At 75.5% G+C, this 15,394-nt stretch carries 16 protein-coding genes; 9 read left to right on the top strand and 7 right to left on the bottom strand.

Features of this window, described 5'->3' with window-relative positions:
• Positions 1-15: 15 nt before the first annotated feature.
• The 3 genes from AB0J00_RS06435 to AB0J00_RS06425 all read left to right on the top strand — a co-directional run bounded on the left by AB0J00_RS06435 (position 16) and on the right by AB0J00_RS06425 (position 3,163).
• Positions 16-1,227: an MFS transporter gene (locus AB0J00_RS06435; RefSeq protein ID WP_357741860.1), complete on the top strand. Its 1,212-nt coding sequence runs from the start codon at positions 16-18 to the stop codon at positions 1,225-1,227.
• Between the two features lie 84 nt (positions 1,228-1,311).
• Positions 1,312-2,199, top strand: coding sequence for a tryptophan 2,3-dioxygenase family protein (locus AB0J00_RS06430; RefSeq protein WP_357741857.1), 888 nt, complete (start codon positions 1,312-1,314; stop codon positions 2,197-2,199).
• A 124-nt stretch (positions 2,200-2,323) separates the two neighbouring features.
• Positions 2,324-3,163, top strand: a complete 840-nt coding sequence (locus tag AB0J00_RS06425; protein ID WP_357741855.1) for an aldo/keto reductase — start codon at positions 2,324-2,326, stop codon at positions 3,161-3,163.
• 59 nt (positions 3,164-3,222) lie between these two features.
• Here AB0J00_RS06425 and AB0J00_RS06420 read toward each other — a convergent pair whose 3' ends face one another.
• A complete protein-coding gene (locus AB0J00_RS06420) occupies positions 3,223-4,032 on the bottom strand; it encodes a DUF3097 domain-containing protein (RefSeq protein ID WP_357741852.1) in 810 nt (269 codons plus the stop codon).
• 268 nt (positions 4,033-4,300) lie between these two features.
• Here AB0J00_RS06420 and AB0J00_RS06415 point away from each other — a divergent pair, with 268 nt between their 5' ends.
• Together AB0J00_RS06415 and AB0J00_RS06410 are read left to right on the top strand one after the other, a co-directional pair.
• On the top strand, positions 4,301-5,362 hold the full coding sequence (locus AB0J00_RS06415; protein ID WP_357741849.1) for a PRC and DUF2382 domain-containing protein: 1,062 nt from the start codon (positions 4,301-4,303) through the stop codon (positions 5,360-5,362).
• A 104-nt stretch (positions 5,363-5,466) separates the two neighbouring features.
• Entirely contained in the window at positions 5,467-6,615 is a 1,149-nt protein-coding gene (locus AB0J00_RS06410; RefSeq protein WP_357741846.1) for an FAD-dependent oxidoreductase, read from the top strand.
• Here AB0J00_RS06410 and ppk2 read toward each other — a convergent pair.
• Positions 6,612-7,598, bottom strand: a complete 987-nt coding sequence (ppk2, locus tag AB0J00_RS06405; RefSeq protein ID WP_357741843.1) for a polyphosphate kinase 2 — start codon at positions 7,596-7,598, stop codon at positions 6,612-6,614. The two genes, AB0J00_RS06410 and ppk2, sit on opposite strands and share 4 nt — an antisense overlap.
• A gap of 240 nt (positions 7,599-7,838) precedes the next feature.
• Here ppk2 and AB0J00_RS06400 point away from each other — a divergent pair, with 240 nt between their 5' ends.
• On the top strand, positions 7,839-9,467 hold the full coding sequence (locus AB0J00_RS06400; protein WP_357741840.1) for a methyl-accepting chemotaxis protein: 1,629 nt from the start codon (positions 7,839-7,841) through the stop codon (positions 9,465-9,467).
• On the opposite strand, the gene AB0J00_RS06395 is transcribed toward AB0J00_RS06400, so the two are convergent.
• The 4 genes from AB0J00_RS06395 to AB0J00_RS06380 all read right to left on the bottom strand — a co-directional run bounded on the left by AB0J00_RS06395 (position 9,457) and on the right by AB0J00_RS06380 (position 12,090).
• Positions 9,457-9,729, bottom strand: coding sequence for a hypothetical protein (locus AB0J00_RS06395; protein WP_357741837.1), 273 nt, complete (start codon positions 9,727-9,729; stop codon positions 9,457-9,459). The two genes, AB0J00_RS06400 and AB0J00_RS06395, sit on opposite strands and share 11 nt — an antisense overlap.
• Positions 9,726-9,857 carry a hypothetical protein gene (locus AB0J00_RS06390; protein ID WP_357741834.1) on the bottom strand — a complete coding sequence of 44 codons (132 nt, stop codon included), beginning with the start codon at positions 9,855-9,857 and terminating at the stop codon, positions 9,726-9,728. The genes AB0J00_RS06395 and AB0J00_RS06390 overlap by 4 nt, the downstream gene beginning before the upstream one ends.
• Before the next feature lie 129 nt (positions 9,858-9,986).
• A complete protein-coding gene (locus tag AB0J00_RS06385; RefSeq protein WP_357741831.1) occupies positions 9,987-11,156 on the bottom strand; it encodes a glycosyltransferase in 1,170 nt (389 codons plus the stop codon).
• Positions 11,146-12,090 carry a lysophospholipid acyltransferase family protein gene (locus AB0J00_RS06380; RefSeq protein WP_357741828.1) on the bottom strand — a complete coding sequence of 315 codons (945 nt, stop codon included), beginning with the start codon at positions 12,088-12,090 and terminating at the stop codon, positions 11,146-11,148. Before AB0J00_RS06380 ends, AB0J00_RS06385 begins: the two co-directional genes overlap by 11 nt.
• Before the next feature lie 189 nt (positions 12,091-12,279).
• Between AB0J00_RS06380 and AB0J00_RS06375 the strand changes: the two genes are divergently transcribed.
• Both AB0J00_RS06375 and AB0J00_RS06370 read left to right on the top strand, forming a co-directional pair.
• Positions 12,280-13,263: a LacI family DNA-binding transcriptional regulator gene (locus AB0J00_RS06375; protein WP_357741825.1), complete on the top strand. Its 984-nt coding sequence runs from the start codon at positions 12,280-12,282 to the stop codon at positions 13,261-13,263.
• Between the two features lie 36 nt (positions 13,264-13,299).
• Positions 13,300-14,172 carry an NAD(P)-dependent oxidoreductase gene (locus AB0J00_RS06370; protein WP_357741822.1) on the top strand — a complete coding sequence of 291 codons (873 nt, stop codon included), beginning with the start codon at positions 13,300-13,302 and terminating at the stop codon, positions 14,170-14,172.
• A gap of 40 nt (positions 14,173-14,212) precedes the next feature.
• Here AB0J00_RS06370 and AB0J00_RS06365 read toward each other — a convergent pair whose 3' ends face one another.
• Entirely contained in the window at positions 14,213-14,917 is a 705-nt protein-coding gene (locus tag AB0J00_RS06365; RefSeq protein ID WP_357741819.1) for an SDR family oxidoreductase, read from the bottom strand.
• Between the two features lie 104 nt (positions 14,918-15,021).
• Here AB0J00_RS06365 and AB0J00_RS06360 point away from each other — a divergent pair, with 104 nt between their 5' ends.
• Positions 15,022-15,393 (top strand): MerR family transcriptional regulator, encoded by a 372-nt coding sequence (locus AB0J00_RS06360; RefSeq protein ID WP_357741816.1) that lies wholly within the window; start codon positions 15,022-15,024, stop codon positions 15,391-15,393.
• The last annotated feature ends 1 nt before the right edge of the window (position 15,394 follow it).

Genomic DNA, 15,394 nt, shown 5'->3' with positions numbered 1-15,394 from the left:
AGCGCGAGAGAGCACGTGTCAGCCCGCACCGTCCTCAGTCCGTACACCCGCCTGTTCGCCGTCCCCGGCGCGCGGGCCTTCTCCGGCGCCGGCTGGCTGGGGCGCGTCCCGATGGCCACCGCCGGGCTCGGCACCCTGCTGCTGGTGCAGGGGGAGACCGGCAGCTACGGCCTGGCCGGCGCGGTCTCCGGGGCGAACGCCCTGGCCTTCGCGATCGGCAGCCCGCAGTGGGCGCGCGCCATGGACCGGGCGGGGCAGGGGCGGGTGCTGCGCCTCACGGCGGTCCTGTCGCTGACCTGCGGGCTCGCGCTGGTCGCGGCGGTCGTCGGCGGTGCCGCGCAGTGGACCTGGTTCGTGCTCTCGGCGCTCACCGGCCTGACCGCGTCCAACGTCGGCTCCGTCGTGCGCAGCCGCTGGGCGCACGCCCTCCCCGGGGCCGACCAGCGGCAGACCGCCTTCGCCTTCGAGTCGGTGGCCGACGAGGTCGTCTTCGTGAGCGCCCCGCCGCTGGTCACCGTGCTCGCCGCCACGGTGTCGCCGCCGGCCGGGTTCCTCGCCGGCGCCGTGGTGGGCTTCGCCGGGACCCTCTGGCTGAGCCGGCTGCACGCGACCGCGCCGCCGGTGACCAGGCCCGACCCCGCCGCGGGCGTCCGGCGCACCTCGGTGGTCAGCCCGGGCCTCGCCGTCGTCGCCGTCACCTACGTGGCCATGGGCGGGGTCTTCGGCGCGATGGACGTCGTGGTGGTCGGGTTCGCGAACGCCGAGGGCCGGCCCACCGCGGCGGGCCTCGCGCTGGCCCTCTACGCCGCCGGCAGCCTGGTCGCCGGCCTGGTCTACGGGCTGCTGAAGCTGCCCGGCTCGCTCGCGGCCCGGTTCGTCGCGACCGCGCTGCTGTTCGCGGTCGCCGCCCAGGCGCTGCACCTGGTCGGCTCGCTCGCCGCGCTGGACGCGATCGCCTTCCTCGCCGGGCTCACCATCGCGCCGGTGCTCGTCGCCGGCCTGTCGCTGGTGGAGTCGCGGGTGCCCCGGTCGTCGCTCACCGAGGCGCTCACCTGGACCACGACCGGGCTCACCGTGGGCGTCACCGCGGGGTCGGCGCTGGCCGGCCGCGCCGTCGACGCGTGGGGTGCCGAGACGGCGTTCGCCGTCCCGGCCACCGCGGCGGCGCTCACCGGCGTGCTGGCGCTGGCCGGGGCGGGGCTGCTCCGCCGGCCGGTGGCCGCGTGACGCCGTCCGGCGCGGGACCTTGTCCCGCTCCGCCTCGACGCGTCAGGCTGCGGTGCCGCACCGCCCACCGCTGAGGACCTCCTGATGACGACCCGACCGCACCCCGGCCGCCCCGCGCCGCTGGACGCCGCCACCCGCGCCGCCCGGGCGGCGGGCAACGAGGGGCTGCCCACCGTCGAGTTCGCCGAGGCCACGCCGTACGAGCAGTACGTGGGCGTGCGGCAGCTGCAGGCGCTGGTGCGCCCGGTCACCGACCACCCCGCCGAGCCGTCGTTCCTGGTGGTCACCCAGGTGATGGAACTGTGGTTCACCCTGCTGCGCCGCGAGTGGGAGCTGGCCCAGCGGGACCTGCGGGCCGACGACCTCGACGGCGCGCTGGGCGCGGTCCGCCGCTCGGTGCACCACCTGCGCTCGCTGGACGCCAGCTGGGGCTCGCTGCTGTGGCTCACCCCGGCGGAGTTCAACGCGTTCCGCGACGCGCTGGGGGAGGCCTCGGGCTTCCAGTCCTACGAGTACCGGCACGTCGAGTTCCTGCTCGGGCTCAAGGCGGAGTCCGTCGTCCGGCCGCACCGGGGGCTGCCCGTCGTCCACGCCGACCTGCAGCGGGCGCTGGCCGCGGACTCGCTGGAGGACGACGTCCTGGCGTACCTGGCCCGGCGCGGCCTGCCGGTGCCGGCCGAGGTGCTCGGGCGTGACCGCACGGTCACCCACGACGCGCACCCCGCGGTGACCGCGATCTGGGCGCAGGTCTACGCCGACCCGCGGCCGACCAGCGACCTGTTCGCGCTGGGCGAGGCGCTCACCGACGTCGCCGAGGTGTTCACCACCTGGCGGCAGCGGCACGTGCTCGCCGTCCGCCGGTCGATGGGGGCCAAGCCCGGCAGCGGCGGCTCGGCCGGCCTGGCGTGGCTGGAGCGCAGCGCCGCCCGGCAGGTCTTCCCCGACCTCTGGGCCGCCCGCACCGTGCTCTGAGCGGTATTCCCGGCGGCGGTCGTGAGATCTCTCCCGGTTGGCGGCCGGGCGGCCGGGTAGCTCTTCCCCTTGGTCGGGGAGGCGCACCGCGCCCCCGTCACCCCACTTCCGAGGAGGACCCCGCATGGCCACCGTGCCCACCATCACCCTGAACAACGGCGTCGAGATCCCGCAGCTCGGGTTCGGCGTCTACCAGGTCAAGCCGGAGGAGACCGCGCAGGCGGTGCAGTCGGCGCTCGAGGTCGGCTACCGGCACATCGACACCGCGGAGATGTACCAGAACGAGAAGGGCGTCGGCGAGGGCATCCGCAACTCCGGCGTCCCGCGCGAGGAGGTCTTCGTGACCTCCAAGCTGAACAACGGCTTCCACGCCCACGACGCCGCGCTGAAGGCGTTCGACGGCACCCTCGAGGCGCTGCAGTTCGACTACGTCGACCTGTTCCTCATCCACTGGCCGCTGCCGGGCATCGACGTCGACTACGTCGAGACCTGGAAGGCGATGGAGGAGATCTACCGCTCCGGGCGCGCCAAGGCCATCGGCGTCTCGAACTTCAACCCGCACCACCTGCGCCGCCTGTTCGCCGAGACCGAGATCCGGCCCGCGGTGAACCAGGTCGAGGTGCACCCGTACCTGACGCAGGACGAGGTGCGGGCGTTCGACGCCGAGCACGAGATCGCCACCGAGGCCTGGTCGCCGATCGCGCAGGGCAAGGTGCTCGACGACCCGACGATCCTGCGGGTGGCCGAGCGGCACGGGAAGACCGCCTCGCAGGTCACCCTGCGCTGGCACATCGAGCGGGGCGACATCGTCTTCCCGAAGTCGGTGACCCGCAGCCGCGTCGAGGAGAACTTCGGCCTCTTCGACTTCTCGCTCACCGAGGACGACATGCGCGAGATCAGCGCGCTGAACCGGGACGAGCGCACCGGCCCCGACCCGGACACGTTCAACTACATCCCCAGCTGACGCCTGCGGAGTGGAGTCCCAGCGCTCGGGAAGTGATGCGCTGGGACTCCACCTGCCGCTCAGTCGCTGGTGACGAAGTCGATGAGCTCCTCGACCCGGCCGATGAGCATCGGCTCGAGGTCGGTCCAGGTCCTCACCCGGGCGAGGATGCGCTGCGCCCAGACGTAGCCGGTGTCGTCCTCCCAGCCCAGCCGCCGGCAGACGCCGGTCTTCCAGTCCTCGCCCTTCGGGACGGTCGGCCACGCCGTGATGCCGACCACCGAGGGCTTCACGGCCTGCCAGATGTCGATGAACGGGTGGCCGACCACGAGCGCGTGGTCGCCGGTGACCTGTGCGGCGATGCGCGACTCCTTCGACCCGGTCACCAGGTGGTCGACGAGCACGCCGAGCCGGCGGCCCGATGCCGGCCGGAAGTCCCGCACGATCGCGGGCAGGTCGTCGACGCCGTGCAGCGGCTCGACCACGACGCCCTCGATGCGCAGGTCGTGGCCCCACACCTTCTCGACCAGCTCGGCGTCGTGCTTGCCCTCCACGTAGATGCGCCCCTCGCGGGCGACCCGGGCGCGGGCGTTGGCGACGTAGGTGGAGCCGGACGCGCTGCGGGCCGGCCCGGCCGGCGCCTTGGGCTTCGGTCGCACCAGCACGACGGGGCGGCCGTCGACCCAGAAGCCGGGGCCGAGCGGGTAGGCCCGCACCTTCCCGAACCGGTCCTCGAGGTGGACGACGTCCTTCTCGCACCGCACCACGGCCCCGACGAAGCCGCTGCTGGGGTCCTCGACCACGACGTCGAGCTCCGCCTCGACCTCGGGCGACGGCTTCTTCCGGGTGCGCGGGTGGACCAGGTCGTCGTACGGCGAACGGGGAGGCACCCGTCCATGCTCGGCGCGACCGGCCGCGAGGGCGCGGCGCGACACGCCCGTCGGTCGCCTCTCCCGGCGTGTCGCGGACAGGTCCGTCACCCGGGAGTGTCGCCGACCGGACCCCGCTGACCTGCACGGACGGTGATGAGAGCCGGTGGGGACGCGAGTCGCGCCGACGTTACCGGGCAGTAGTTCGAAGACCGCCCGTTTCCTGATCTTCGTCTCGGATAGCCCTCTGAGAGCCACGACACGTCCCCGAGAAGAGGAGCACGACACCATGATCGGCACCGACACCCTCGACCGCGTGATCGGCGCAGACGTCTACGACGCCGACGGCGACAAGATCGGCACGGCCTCCGAGGTGTACCTGGACGACCAGTCCGGCAACCCGGAGTGGGTCACGGTCAAGACCGGCCTGTTCGGCACGAAGGAGACCTTCGTGCCGATCGCCCAGGCGGACATGACCGGCAACGGCCTGCGCGTACCCGTGAGCAAGGCCAAGGTCAAGGACGCCCCGAAGATCGACACCGACGGGCACCTGTCCCCCGACGAGGAGGACCAGCTCTACCGGTACTACGGCCTCGGCGGCGGCAGTGGTCAGACGACCCAGACCACCCGGACGACGCAGACCACGGGTCAGGCCGCGGGGACCGTCGGCGGGCGCGACGACGTCGACCTCGGCCGCGGCGACCGGCGTGACGACATGGACTTCACCACCACCGGTGCGGCCCAGACGACCGGCCGCAGCACCGCCGGGTTCGACGACACCACCGCGCGCGGCACCACCGGGCGGGACACCACCACCGGGCGCGACGCCGACCGGCTGGGCACCGACACCAACCGGCACGGCACCGTCGGGCACGACACCTCCGGTCCGACCACGGACGACGCGATGACCCTCTCCGAGGAGCGGCTGAACGTCGGTACCGAGCGGGTGGAGGCCGGCCGCGCCCGGCTGCGCAAGTACGTCGTCACCGAGAACGTCACCCAGACGGTCCCGGTGTCGCACGAGGAGGTCCGGGTCGAGCGCGAGCCCATCACCGACGCCAACGTCGGCAACGCGATGGACGGCCCGGCGATCTCGGAGGAGGAGCACGAGGTGACGCTCCACGCGGAGCGCCCCGTCGTGCAGAAGGAGGCGGTGCCCGTCGAGCGGGTGCGGCTGGACACGGAGACGGTGACCGACCAGCAGCAGGTCTCGGACACGGTCCGCAAGGAGCAGGTCGACACGGACGGCATCACCACGGAGGGCACCACCGGTCGCGACACGACCGGCCGGCGCGGCCTGGTCGACAAGGCCAAGGACGCGCTGGGTCGCGACGACGACCGTCGCGTCTGACCCGATCCCGTTCGGCCGGCACTGATCCGGCTGCAGGTCACGGCGCCCGCTCCGTCCTCGACGGGGCGGGCGCCGCTCTGCGCCGGCCGTGACAGATTGGGCGCATGGGCAGCGGTGCGCGGGTCGTCGTGGTGGGGGCCGGCATCGTGGGCGCCACCGCGGCGTGGCAGCTGGCTCGCCGCGGCGCGGACGTCGTCCTGGTCGAGGCGGGTGACCGCGGGGCGGCGACGTCGGCGGGCGCCGGCATCGTCCAGCCGTTCCGCCCGGCCGCCGGCGGCCCGTGGGCCGCGTACAGCGACCTGGCCGCCCGCCGCTGGCCGGGGCTGGCCGCCGAGCTCGCCGAGGACGCCGGCCGGGACACCGGCTACGCGGCGGTCGGCGGGCTGACCGTCGGGTCGGACGCCGCCGCCCTCCAGGAGATGGCCGACGCGCTGCGGGCCGGGCGCACCCCGCGCGGCTGGGACACCCTCGGCGACGTCGAGGTGCTGGCCGCCGGCGAGGCCGCCCGCTCGTTCCCCGGGCTGCGCACCGACCTGCCCGCCGTCTGGGTGGCCGGCACCGGCCGGGTCGACGGGCGGCTGTTCCGGGACGCCGCGCTGGCCGCCGCCGAGCTCGCCGGCGCCACCCGCCGGGCCGGCCGGGCCGAGCTGCGCACCGCCGGCGACCGGGTGACCGGGGTGCGGGTGGACGGCGCGGAGGTGGCCGCCGACGTCGTCGTCGCCGCGGCCGGCGCCTGGACGGCGGAGCTGTGCCGGCCGCTGGGCCGGGCGCTGGCCGTGTCGCCGATGCGCGGCCAGATCGTCCACCTGCAGCTGCCCGACCCGGTGCCGGACACCGCCGGCCGGCCCACGGTGATGACCCTCGGCGAGGAGTTCGGCCACCACTACGTGCTCGCCTTCCCCGGCGGCCGGGTGGTCGTCGGCGCGACCCGCGAGGCCGGCGCCGGCTTCGACCACCGGGTGACCGCCGCCGGTCAGCGGCAGGTGCTGGACGCCGCGCTCACCCTGGTGCCCGGGCTGGCCGACGCGACGGTGCTGGAGACCCGCGTCGGGTTCCGGCCGATGACCCCGGACGGCTTCCCGCTGCTCGGCGCGCTGCCCGGCGTCGACGGCCTGGTGACCGCCACCGGGCTCGGCGCCAACGGGCTCACCTACGGCCCGCTGACCGGCGTCCTGGCCGCCGACCTGGCGCTGGGCGGGGCGGCGCCGTTCGACCTAGCGCCGTTCACCCCCGACCGGGTGCCGGGCTCCTAGGGCTCCACGGGGAGGGCGTCGAGCCGGGTGATCGACGGGTCGACGTCCTCGTCGTCCAGCACGTCGGCGGCCGGGCCGACGATCAGCGGGTCGGGGGTGCCGACCGCCCCGGCGTCCTTGTCGTCGTAGTCGAAGCGGGACAGCACGTGCCGCATCGCGGCCAGCCGGGCACGCTTCTTGTCGTTGCTCTTGATCACCGTCCACGGGGCGTGCCCGGTGTCGGTGTGCAGGAACATCGCCTGCTTGGCGTCGGTGTAGGCGTCCCACTCGTCCAGCGACGCGAGGTCGTTGGAGGAGAGCTTCCACTGCCGCACCGGGTCGATCTGCCGCACGATGAACCGGCTGCGCTGCTCGCTGCGGGTCACCGAGAACCAGAACTTGACCAGGTGGACGCCGGACTCGACGAGCATCCGCTCGAACTCCGGGCACTGGCGCATGAAGACCCGGTACTCCTCGTCGGTGCAGTAGCCGAAGACCCGCTCGACGCCGGCGCGGTTGTACCAGGACCGGTCGAACAGCACGATCTCACCGGCCGCCGGCAGGTGCTGCACGTAGCGCTGGAAGTACCACTGGGTCCGCTCGCGCTCCGACGGCTTGTCCAGCGCCACGACCCGGGAGCCGCGCGGGTTGAGGTGCTCGGTGAAGCGCTTGATCGTGCCGCCCTTGCCGGCGGCGTCGCGGCCCTCGAAGACGACGACGAGCTTCTGCCCGGTCTCCTTGACCCAGCCCTGCAGCTTGAGCAGCTCGATCTGCAGCACCCGCTTCTGCACCTCGTACTCGCGGCGCTGCATCCGCTCCGGGTACGGGTACCCCTCCCGCCAGGTGTCGACCCGGCAGCCGGCCGGGTCGAACAGCTCCCGGTCGTCGTCCCAGTCCTCGTCGGAGTTCTCGTCGGGCAGGGCGGCGAGCCGCCACAGGTGGAGGTCCGGCACGGGCGACGGCGCGTGGTCGAGGTCGTGCGCGGGCGGGTGCTGCTCGGTCACGGGACCTCCGGGGGGCGGAGCGGACAGGGGCGCCTGCCGGGGTGGTTCCCCGCGCGGCCGGCTCCGACACCGGTGGGTGCCTTGTCGACCTGTCGGCCCAGGTCAGCCGGTCACCGCACGACTTTGCGCCCGCTGTGCGACACGCGGCGCGCTGCCACCCGGCTGCGCCCCTCTATCCGGACACTCGGGTTCCGCTGCGGCCGGTCGGCCGCGGGCACCACCGAGTTCCAGGAGCACCGCATGGCACCGCGCCGACCCGAGACCTCGTCCCCCTCCGCCACCCGGCTGGCGTGGTGGGCGGACCGCGGGGTCAAGACCAAGGTCCTCGCGGCGGTCGGCACGGCCTCCGTGGTCGCCGGTGCCATCGGGGTGGTGGGCGTCCTCTCCCTCAACGACGCCGCGGACACCGCGCAGTCGCTCTACGAGCAGAACCTCGTGGGCGTGGCGTCGGTCGGCGCGATGATCGACGATGTCCAGACCATGCGGGTGAACTCGCGCAACGCCATCCTGTCCACCTCCGACGCCGACACGCGCAAGGCGTTCGACACCATCGACGCGACTCTGCAGCGGTTCGCGGAGGACACGAAGGCGTACAGCGCAACGGGGGTCGAGGGCGCGGACCGCCCCGTTCTGCAGCAGGCCACCGACCTGGTCGACGAGTGGCAGGGCTTCGCCACCAGCACGCTCGCACCCCTGGCCCTGGCCAACGACTACGACGGCTGGATCAAGGCCAACAGCGCCAACCTGCTGCTCACCCAGGCGACCGAGCAGCTGGGCTCGCTGCGCGAGCGGGAGAACGACGAGGCCGCCGCGGCATCGGAGGGCGCGGTCACCTCGGCGAGCAGCGCCCGGATGGCGATGATCGCCATGCTCGTCGTGGGCGTGCTGGGCGCCGTGGCGCTGGGCTGGGTCGTCGCTGCCGGCATCGCCCGCGCCGTCGGCCGGGTCAAGGCCTCCGCCGACGCGCTGGCCGCGGGCGACCTGACCGTCTCGGCGGGGCTGCAGTCGCGGGACGAGCTGGGCCTGATGGGGGCGTCGCTCGACGCGGCGGTGGGCACCCTCCGCGGCGTCCTCACCACGGTCGCCGGCTCCGCCGACGCGGTCGCGGCCTCCTCGGAGGAGCTGAGCGCCTCCTCGGCGCAGATCTCGGCGTCGGCGGAGGAGACCGCCGCGCAGTCCGGCGTCGTCTCCTCGGCGGCCGAGGAGGTGTCGCGCAGCGTCGCGACCGTGGCCGCCGGTGCCGAGCAGATGGGCGCGTCGATCCGGGAGATCAGCCAGAACGCCAACGAGGCCGCCCGGGTGGCCGCCGCCGCGGTGACCGAGGCCCGCACGACGACCGAGACCATCGCCGCCCTGGGCGCCTCCAGCCAGGAGATCGGCGAGGTCGTCAAGGTGATCACCTCGATCGCGGAGCAGACGAACCTGCTGGCGCTCAACGCCACGATCGAGGCCGCGCGCGCCGGCGAGGCCGGCAAGGGCTTCGCGGTCGTCGCGACCGAGGTCAAGGAGCTCGCTCAGGAGACGGCGAAGGCCACCGAGGACATCGCACGGAAGGTCGAGGCCATCCAGGCCGACACCGCCAAGGCCGTCGCAGCGATCGGCGGCATCAGCGAGACGATCGGCAGCATCAACGACTTCCAGCTCACCATCGCCAGCGCCGTGGAGGAGCAGACCGCGACCACCAACGAGATGTCCCGGTCGGTCCAGGAGGCCGCCGGCGGGTCCACCGAGATCGCGCAGAACATCACCGGCGTCTCGAGCGCCGCCGACTCGACCACCCAGGCGCTCTCGCAGACCCGGCTGGCGGTCGACGAGCTGTCCCGGATGGCGGCGGAGCTGCGGACGACGGTCGCCACCTTCACCGTCTGAGCGGCGCCCGGTCCGGCTCGTCGCGGCCGGACCGGGCACCCGCCCGGGCGGGAGCCGCGGCGCCCGGGCACCAGCCGGCCGGCGTGGTGCCCGGGCCCCACCGGCGAGGCCGCGGCAGCGAGCCGTGCAGCTCCCCGCCGGACCAGTGCAGGAACTCCTCCTCCCACGGCCGGGCCGCGAGCGCGGCCCGGGCGTGGAGCTCCTCCTGCACGGCGAGGAACCCCGAGACGGCGCGCCACCCGCGGCGCACCGCCCCGGTCATGCTCCGCGGCCCGGCCGGGCGCCGTTGATCAGGCGGCCGGCGGACCACTCCGGATCGCGGGTGTCGGGCACCCAGCGGCGGTGCGTGCGGTGCGTCCAGCGGGAGAGGGTGTCGGCGGTGCGGGACATAGTGGCCTCCTGGGGCCGGTCCGCGGCGGTCCGTCCGCCGCTGGGACCAGCCTGGCCCGGTCGGCCCCGCCGGACGAGTGGCCGGGAGGCCAGCGACCGCGTCGTTCCTGCCATCCCTCCGGACGCCGCTCACCCCGGGGCGCGAGCCGCCGCCCGGACGTCCTGGAGGTGGCCGATCAGCTGGTCGCCGACCGCCGCCCAGGTGCGGTGCCGCACCGAGTCGCGCGCCCGCCGGGCGGCCGCCTGCAGGGCGGCCCGGTCGTCGCGCAGCCCGGCGACCAGGGCGGCGAGCACGTGCGGGTCGTCCCCCGACCACAGCCAGCCGTTGTCCCCGTGCCGCACCAGGTCCAGCGGGCCGCCGGACGCCACGACGACCGCCGGCACCCCGGCGGCGAGCGCCTCCTGCACCGCCTGGCAGAACGTCTCGTCGGCGCCCGGGTGGACGAACAGGTCCAGCGACGCCACCACCCGGCCGAGCTCGGCGCCGCCCAGCTGGCCGAGGAAGCGGGCCCGCGGCATGGCCCGGGTCAGCTGGCGGCGCTGCGGGCCGTCCCCGACGACGACCAGCCGGACGCCGGGCAGCTCGCTCACCGCGGCGAGCAGCTCGAGCCGCTTCTCCACCGCCAGCCGGGCGACGACGCCGACCAGCAGCTCGCCGCCCGGCGCGTGTTCCACGTGCAACGAGGGGTCCCGGCGGGCCGGGTCGAACTGCGCCAGGTCGACGCCGCGGGCCCACAGCCGCACCGGTCCGATGCCCCGCCGGCGGAGCACCGCCGCGGTCGCCGAGGACGGCGCCAGGGTGAGGTCGGCGGCGCCGTGCACCGCGCGCAGGAGCCGCCACGCGGCCGCGGCGCCGCCGGGCAGCCGGTAGCGCTGCGCGTAGGCGGCGAGGTCGGTCTGGAACACCGCGACCGACGGGACGCCGGCCGCCCGGGCCGCCCGGGCAGCGGCGCCGCCGAGCAGCGCGGGGGAAGCCAGGTGGACGACGTCCGGGGCGATCCGGTCGAGCACCGGGCCGAGGTCCAGCGCCGGGCGGGCCAGCGCGAGCTGCCGGTAGCGGGGCAGCCGCACCGCCGGCACCGCCACCACCTCGATCCGGGCCCCGCAGCGGGACTCGTAGCCGGTGCCCGACGGCGCCACGACGACCGGCGTGTGCCCGCGGACGGCGAGGTGGTCGACCGCGCGCAACACCGAGGTGACCACGCCGTTGACCGAGGGCACGAAAGTCTCGGCGACCACCGCCACCCGCAGGCCGGGGCCGCCGGTGACCGGTGCGGGCGGCAGCAGCTCAGGCAGCACGCGGCGCCCCGGTCAGCAACTCGTGCCTCGCTGCCGGTGCCGGTTCACGGCGGCCTGCCTGCAGGGGCCCGCCGCGAGCTTGCGAGTGGTGGGGGGCAGGGAGGTCCTTTCGTTCGGTCACCGCGGCGACCGCGTACTCGGCCAGCGCGGCGAGCGAGCGGCGGTCCGCGCCCGCCGGGTCGAGCGCGGGCAGCAGGTGCACCTCGACGACCAGGCCGCGGGCGGTCACCACCCGGGCGAGGGTCCGGCCGAGCGAGTCGCCGTCCAGGTGGCCGGCGACGGCGGTGGGGGAGCCGTCGGCCACCCGGTACCGGATCGCGACCGGGCACACGGCCGCCCCGGCGTCGACGGCGGCCTGGAAGAGCGCCGGCCGGAAGCGGCCCAGCTCCACGCCGCACGACGTGGTCCCCTCGGGGTGCACGGTCACGCTGCGGCCGGACCGCAGCAGCCCGGTGACCTCGGCGACGGTGCCGGGCAGCGCCCGCAGGCGCGCCCGGTCCAGCAGCACCGTGCCGGCCCGGCGGGCCAGCGACCCGAGCACCGGCAGGGCGGCCACCTCCCGCTTCGCCACCGGCACGGCGGGGACCACGGTGAGCAGGGCCAGCGAGTCCAGCCAGGAGACGTGGTTGGCCACGACCAGGTGGCCGGGACCGGTGCGCGGCCAGCCGACGGGGGAGGGGTGCACCTCGACCCGCACCCCGGCCGAGGTGAGCACCCGCGCCGCGGTGCACACCAGCAGCCGGTGCCGGCCGCGGACGCCGGCCAGCGGGGCCCGGAGCGCGGCCGCCGCCGCCCCGCACAGGCTGCCGGCCAGCCGCACCCACCGGCGCCGCCGGACGGCGGGGGGCACCTGCGGTGCCGGGTCACCGGCGCAGGCGGTGGTGCACGGGGAGGTGGGCCACCAGGGGGAGGTGCGGGCGGGGCTTCCGGTCACGGCGACACCTCGGGTGTCGGAGGAGCCCTGGGCGGGCCCGGACGGCGCCACTGTCGAGGCCGCAGGTGACCGCCGGGTGACCGCGGTCCGGCGGGTCGCCGACGCCTCGGCGAAGAGGAACGCGACCGTCCTCCGGCCCGGTGACCCGCGGGGGTTGGCCGACGGGTGCCGCGCTGGTAGGACGGGGCGGTGCGCGACGACGCGGCGGTGACCCTGGTCGACGTGGCCCGGCGGGCCGGGTTGTCGCGGGCCACGGTGTCGCGGGCGCTCACCGGCTCCGGCCCGGTCGCCGACGAGACCCGCCGGCGCGCCCTCGCGGCGGCCGCGGAGCTCGGCTACGCGGCCGACCCGGTGGCCCGGGCGATGGTCACCGGCGCGGGCACCCGGCTGGTCGTCGCGGTGACCGGCGCGGCGCCGACCGTGCTCACCGACCCCTACCTCGCCCGGGTGGTCGGGGCGGCCGCCCGGGTCGCCGACGCGGACGGGCTGGGCGTCGCGGCGCGCTGGCTGCCGCTGGACCGGCCCGGCGAGGCGCTGCGGCAGCTCGGCGCGGACCGCACCGTGGCGGGCGTCGTCCTGGTCAACACCACGCAGGCGGTGCTCGGGTCGGTGCCACCGGCGCTGCGCCGGCGCACCGTCTCCATCGGCGTGGGCGGCGGCGTGCTGCCGGCGTACGACGTCGACAACGACGCCGCGGTCGCCGGGCTCGCCCGGCACCTGGTGCGCTCCGGGCGGCGCCGGATCGCGATGCTCACCGGGCCGCCCTGGCTGCCGTGCACCCGCCGGCCGGTCGCGGCCTACCGGCGGGTCGTCGCCGAGGCCGGCCTGCCCGCCCGCACCGTCCCGGGCGACTTCGACGCCGCCAGCGGCCGGACCGGGGTCGCCGAGGTGCTGCGCCGCTGGCCGGGCACCGACGCGGTGCTCGCCGTCTCCGACGCGGTCGCGCTCGGTGCCCTGGCCGCGCTGCGGGAGCGCGGCCGGCAGGTGCCCGGCGACGTCGCGGTGGCCGGGTTCGACGACGTCCCGGCGGCCTGGGCCAGCGGCCCGCCGCTGACCACCGCGACGCACCCGGTCGAGGAGATCGCCGCCGCGGCCGCGCGCGGGGCGCTCGGCCGGCCGGACGTCGTCGACACCTGGTTCGGCTCCGAGGTGGTCGTCCGGGCCAGCGCCTGATGGTTGAGCGCGGCACCGTCCGGGGAGGAACGACGCATGGCACGAGTGGTGGTCACCGGTGGAGCCGGCAAGCTGGGACGGGCGGTCGTCACCGACCTGGTGCAGCACGGGGAGGACGTCGTGGTGTTCGACCGGGTGCGCCCGGCCGGGCTGCCGGCGGAGGTGGCGGCCGCGATCACCGTCGTGCCGATGGACCTCACCGACTACGGCGCCGTCCTGGACGCGATGCACGGCTTCGAGGAGAACTACGGCTCGGTCGACGCGCTGGTGCACCTGGCCGCCGTCCCGGCGCCCGGGATCGTCGGTGACCACGCCACCTTCACCAACAACATGAACACGACGTTCAACGTGTTCACCGCCGCCCGCCGGGTCGGCGTCCGGAACATCGTCTGGGCGTCCAGCGAGACCGTGCTCGGGCTGCCGTTCGACACCCCGCCGCCGTACCTGCCGGTCGACGAGGAGTACCACCCGCGGCCGACCAGCACCTACTCGCTGACCAAGACGCTGGAGGAGGAGCTGGCCCGGCAGCTGTGCGGCTGGGACCCGCAGCTCAAGATGGTCGGCCTGCGCTTCTCCAACGTGATGGAGCCGCAGGACTACGCGCAGTTCCCGTCGTTCGACGCGGACCCGCGGGCGCGGAAGTGGAACCTGTGGGGCTACATCGACGCCCGCGACGGGGCCCAGGCGGTCCGCCGCGCGCTGGCGCTGGACACCACCGGCATGGAGGTCTGCATCATCGCCAACGCCGACACGGTGATGAGCCGGCCCACCGCCGAGCTGGTCGCGGAGGTGTTCCCGGACGTCGAGGTGCGCCGCGACCTCGGCGAGCACGACACGCTGCTGTCGATCGACAAGGCCCGCCGGCTGCTCGGCTTCGACCCGCAGCACAGCTGGCGCGACCAGGTGTGACCGCGTCCCGGCGGCGGGCTGCGCCCGCCGCCGGAGGACGTCAGGCCGGCAGCCGGCCGTAGAAGGCGGCCGGGTCGCCGGCCAGGCTGGCCTTCACCCCGGCGCTCCAGTCGTCGACGACGACCTCGAGCTGCCGCTCCCCCAACCCGTCCAGGACCGCGCGGACGACGTCCGCCGGCGCGGTCTTCGGGCCGTCGTAGCCGGCCATCATGTCGGTGTCGGCGGCGCCGAGGTGGACGCCGGTGACCAGGGTGCCCTGGCCGGCGAGCTCCAGCCGGACGCCGTTGGTCATCGCCCACTCCGCGGCCTTGGCCACGTGGTAGCCATTGGCCCCGGTCGTGGCGAACCAGGACAGCGCCGACAGCACGTTCACGATCGCGCCGCCGCCGTTGCGCCCGAGCACCGGCGCGAACGCGCGCACCATGCCCAGCGTGCCGAAGAAGTGGGTGTCCAGCTCGCGGTGGACGTCGGCCAGGTCGCCGGTGACCAGGTCGGCGCCGGTGGTGATCCCAGCGTTGTTGACCAGCAGGGTGACGTCGCCGGCGGCGTCGGCCGCCGCGGCGACCGAGGCCGGGTCGGTGATGTCCAGCCGCAGCGCCTCGGCGCCGGGCAGGTCGACCAGCTCGGGACGGCGGGCGGTGGCGTAGACCTTCGCCGCGCCGCGGTCGAGCAGCTGCCGGGCGAACTCGCGGCCGAGGCCGCGGTTGGCCCCGGTGACCAGTGCGACCGAACCGGTGATGTCCATGGGGGTGTCCTCTCTCGTGCGGAGCACCCATCGTCGGACCTGACGCTGACGTCAGGGTCAAGGGTGAGCTGCGGCACAGGAGCCCGCGGCACGAGGGAGGCACCGTGCGGATCGGCGAGGTCGCGGCGGCGGCGGGCGTGAGCGTCCGGGCGCTCCGGTACTACGAGGAGCAGGGGCTGCTGGAGTCCGAGCGCAGCCCGAGCGGCCAGCGCCGCTACGCCGAGGGCGCGGTCGGCCGGGTGCACTGGATCCAGCTGCTGCTGCGGGCCGGGCTGCCCAGCCGGGCGATCGTCGACCTCCTGCCGTGCGTGCACACCGGCGTCGCGACCCCCGAGATGGTCGCCCGGCTGACCGCCGAACGGGACCGGATCGACCAGCAGGTGCGCGAGCTGACCGCCACCCGCGACCGGATGGACGAGGTGCTGGCCGCCACCCTGCGGTACACCGCCACCGGGTCCTGCGCGGCGGCCGGCTGAG

Source organism: Modestobacter sp. NPDC049651, assembly GCF_040659695.1.
Taxonomy (GTDB): Bacteria; Actinomycetota; Actinomycetes; order Mycobacteriales; family Geodermatophilaceae; genus Modestobacter.
Note: the sequence above shows the minus strand (reverse complement) of the source record. Positions and strands in the feature narration are given on the sequence as shown.

Excerpts from the sequence above, each read along its gene's own strand:
- AB0J00_RS06400 (WP_357741840.1), top strand. The coding sequence starts at position 7,839 with ATGGCACCGCGCCGACCCGAGACCTCGTCCCCCTCCGCCACCCGGCTG.
- AB0J00_RS06430 (WP_357741857.1), top strand. The coding sequence starts at position 1,312 with ATGACGACCCGACCGCACCCCGGCCGCCCCGCGCCGCTGGACGCCGCC.
- AB0J00_RS06365 (WP_357741819.1), bottom strand. The coding sequence starts at position 14,917 with ATGGACATCACCGGTTCGGTCGCACTGGTCACCGGGGCCAACCGCGGC.
- AB0J00_RS06390 (WP_357741834.1), bottom strand. The coding sequence starts at position 9,857 with ATGTCCCGCACCGCCGACACCCTCTCCCGCTGGACGCACCGCACGCAC.
- AB0J00_RS06415 (WP_357741849.1), top strand. The coding sequence starts at position 4,301 with ATGATCGGCACCGACACCCTCGACCGCGTGATCGGCGCAGACGTCTAC.
- AB0J00_RS06370 (WP_357741822.1), top strand. The coding sequence starts at position 13,300 with ATGGCACGAGTGGTGGTCACCGGTGGAGCCGGCAAGCTGGGACGGGCG.
- AB0J00_RS06410 (WP_357741846.1), top strand. The coding sequence starts at position 5,467 with ATGGGCAGCGGTGCGCGGGTCGTCGTGGTGGGGGCCGGCATCGTGGGC.
- AB0J00_RS06425 (WP_357741855.1), top strand. The coding sequence starts at position 2,324 with ATGGCCACCGTGCCCACCATCACCCTGAACAACGGCGTCGAGATCCCG.
- AB0J00_RS06395 (WP_357741837.1), bottom strand. The coding sequence starts at position 9,729 with ATGACCGGGGCGGTGCGCCGCGGGTGGCGCGCCGTCTCGGGGTTCCTC.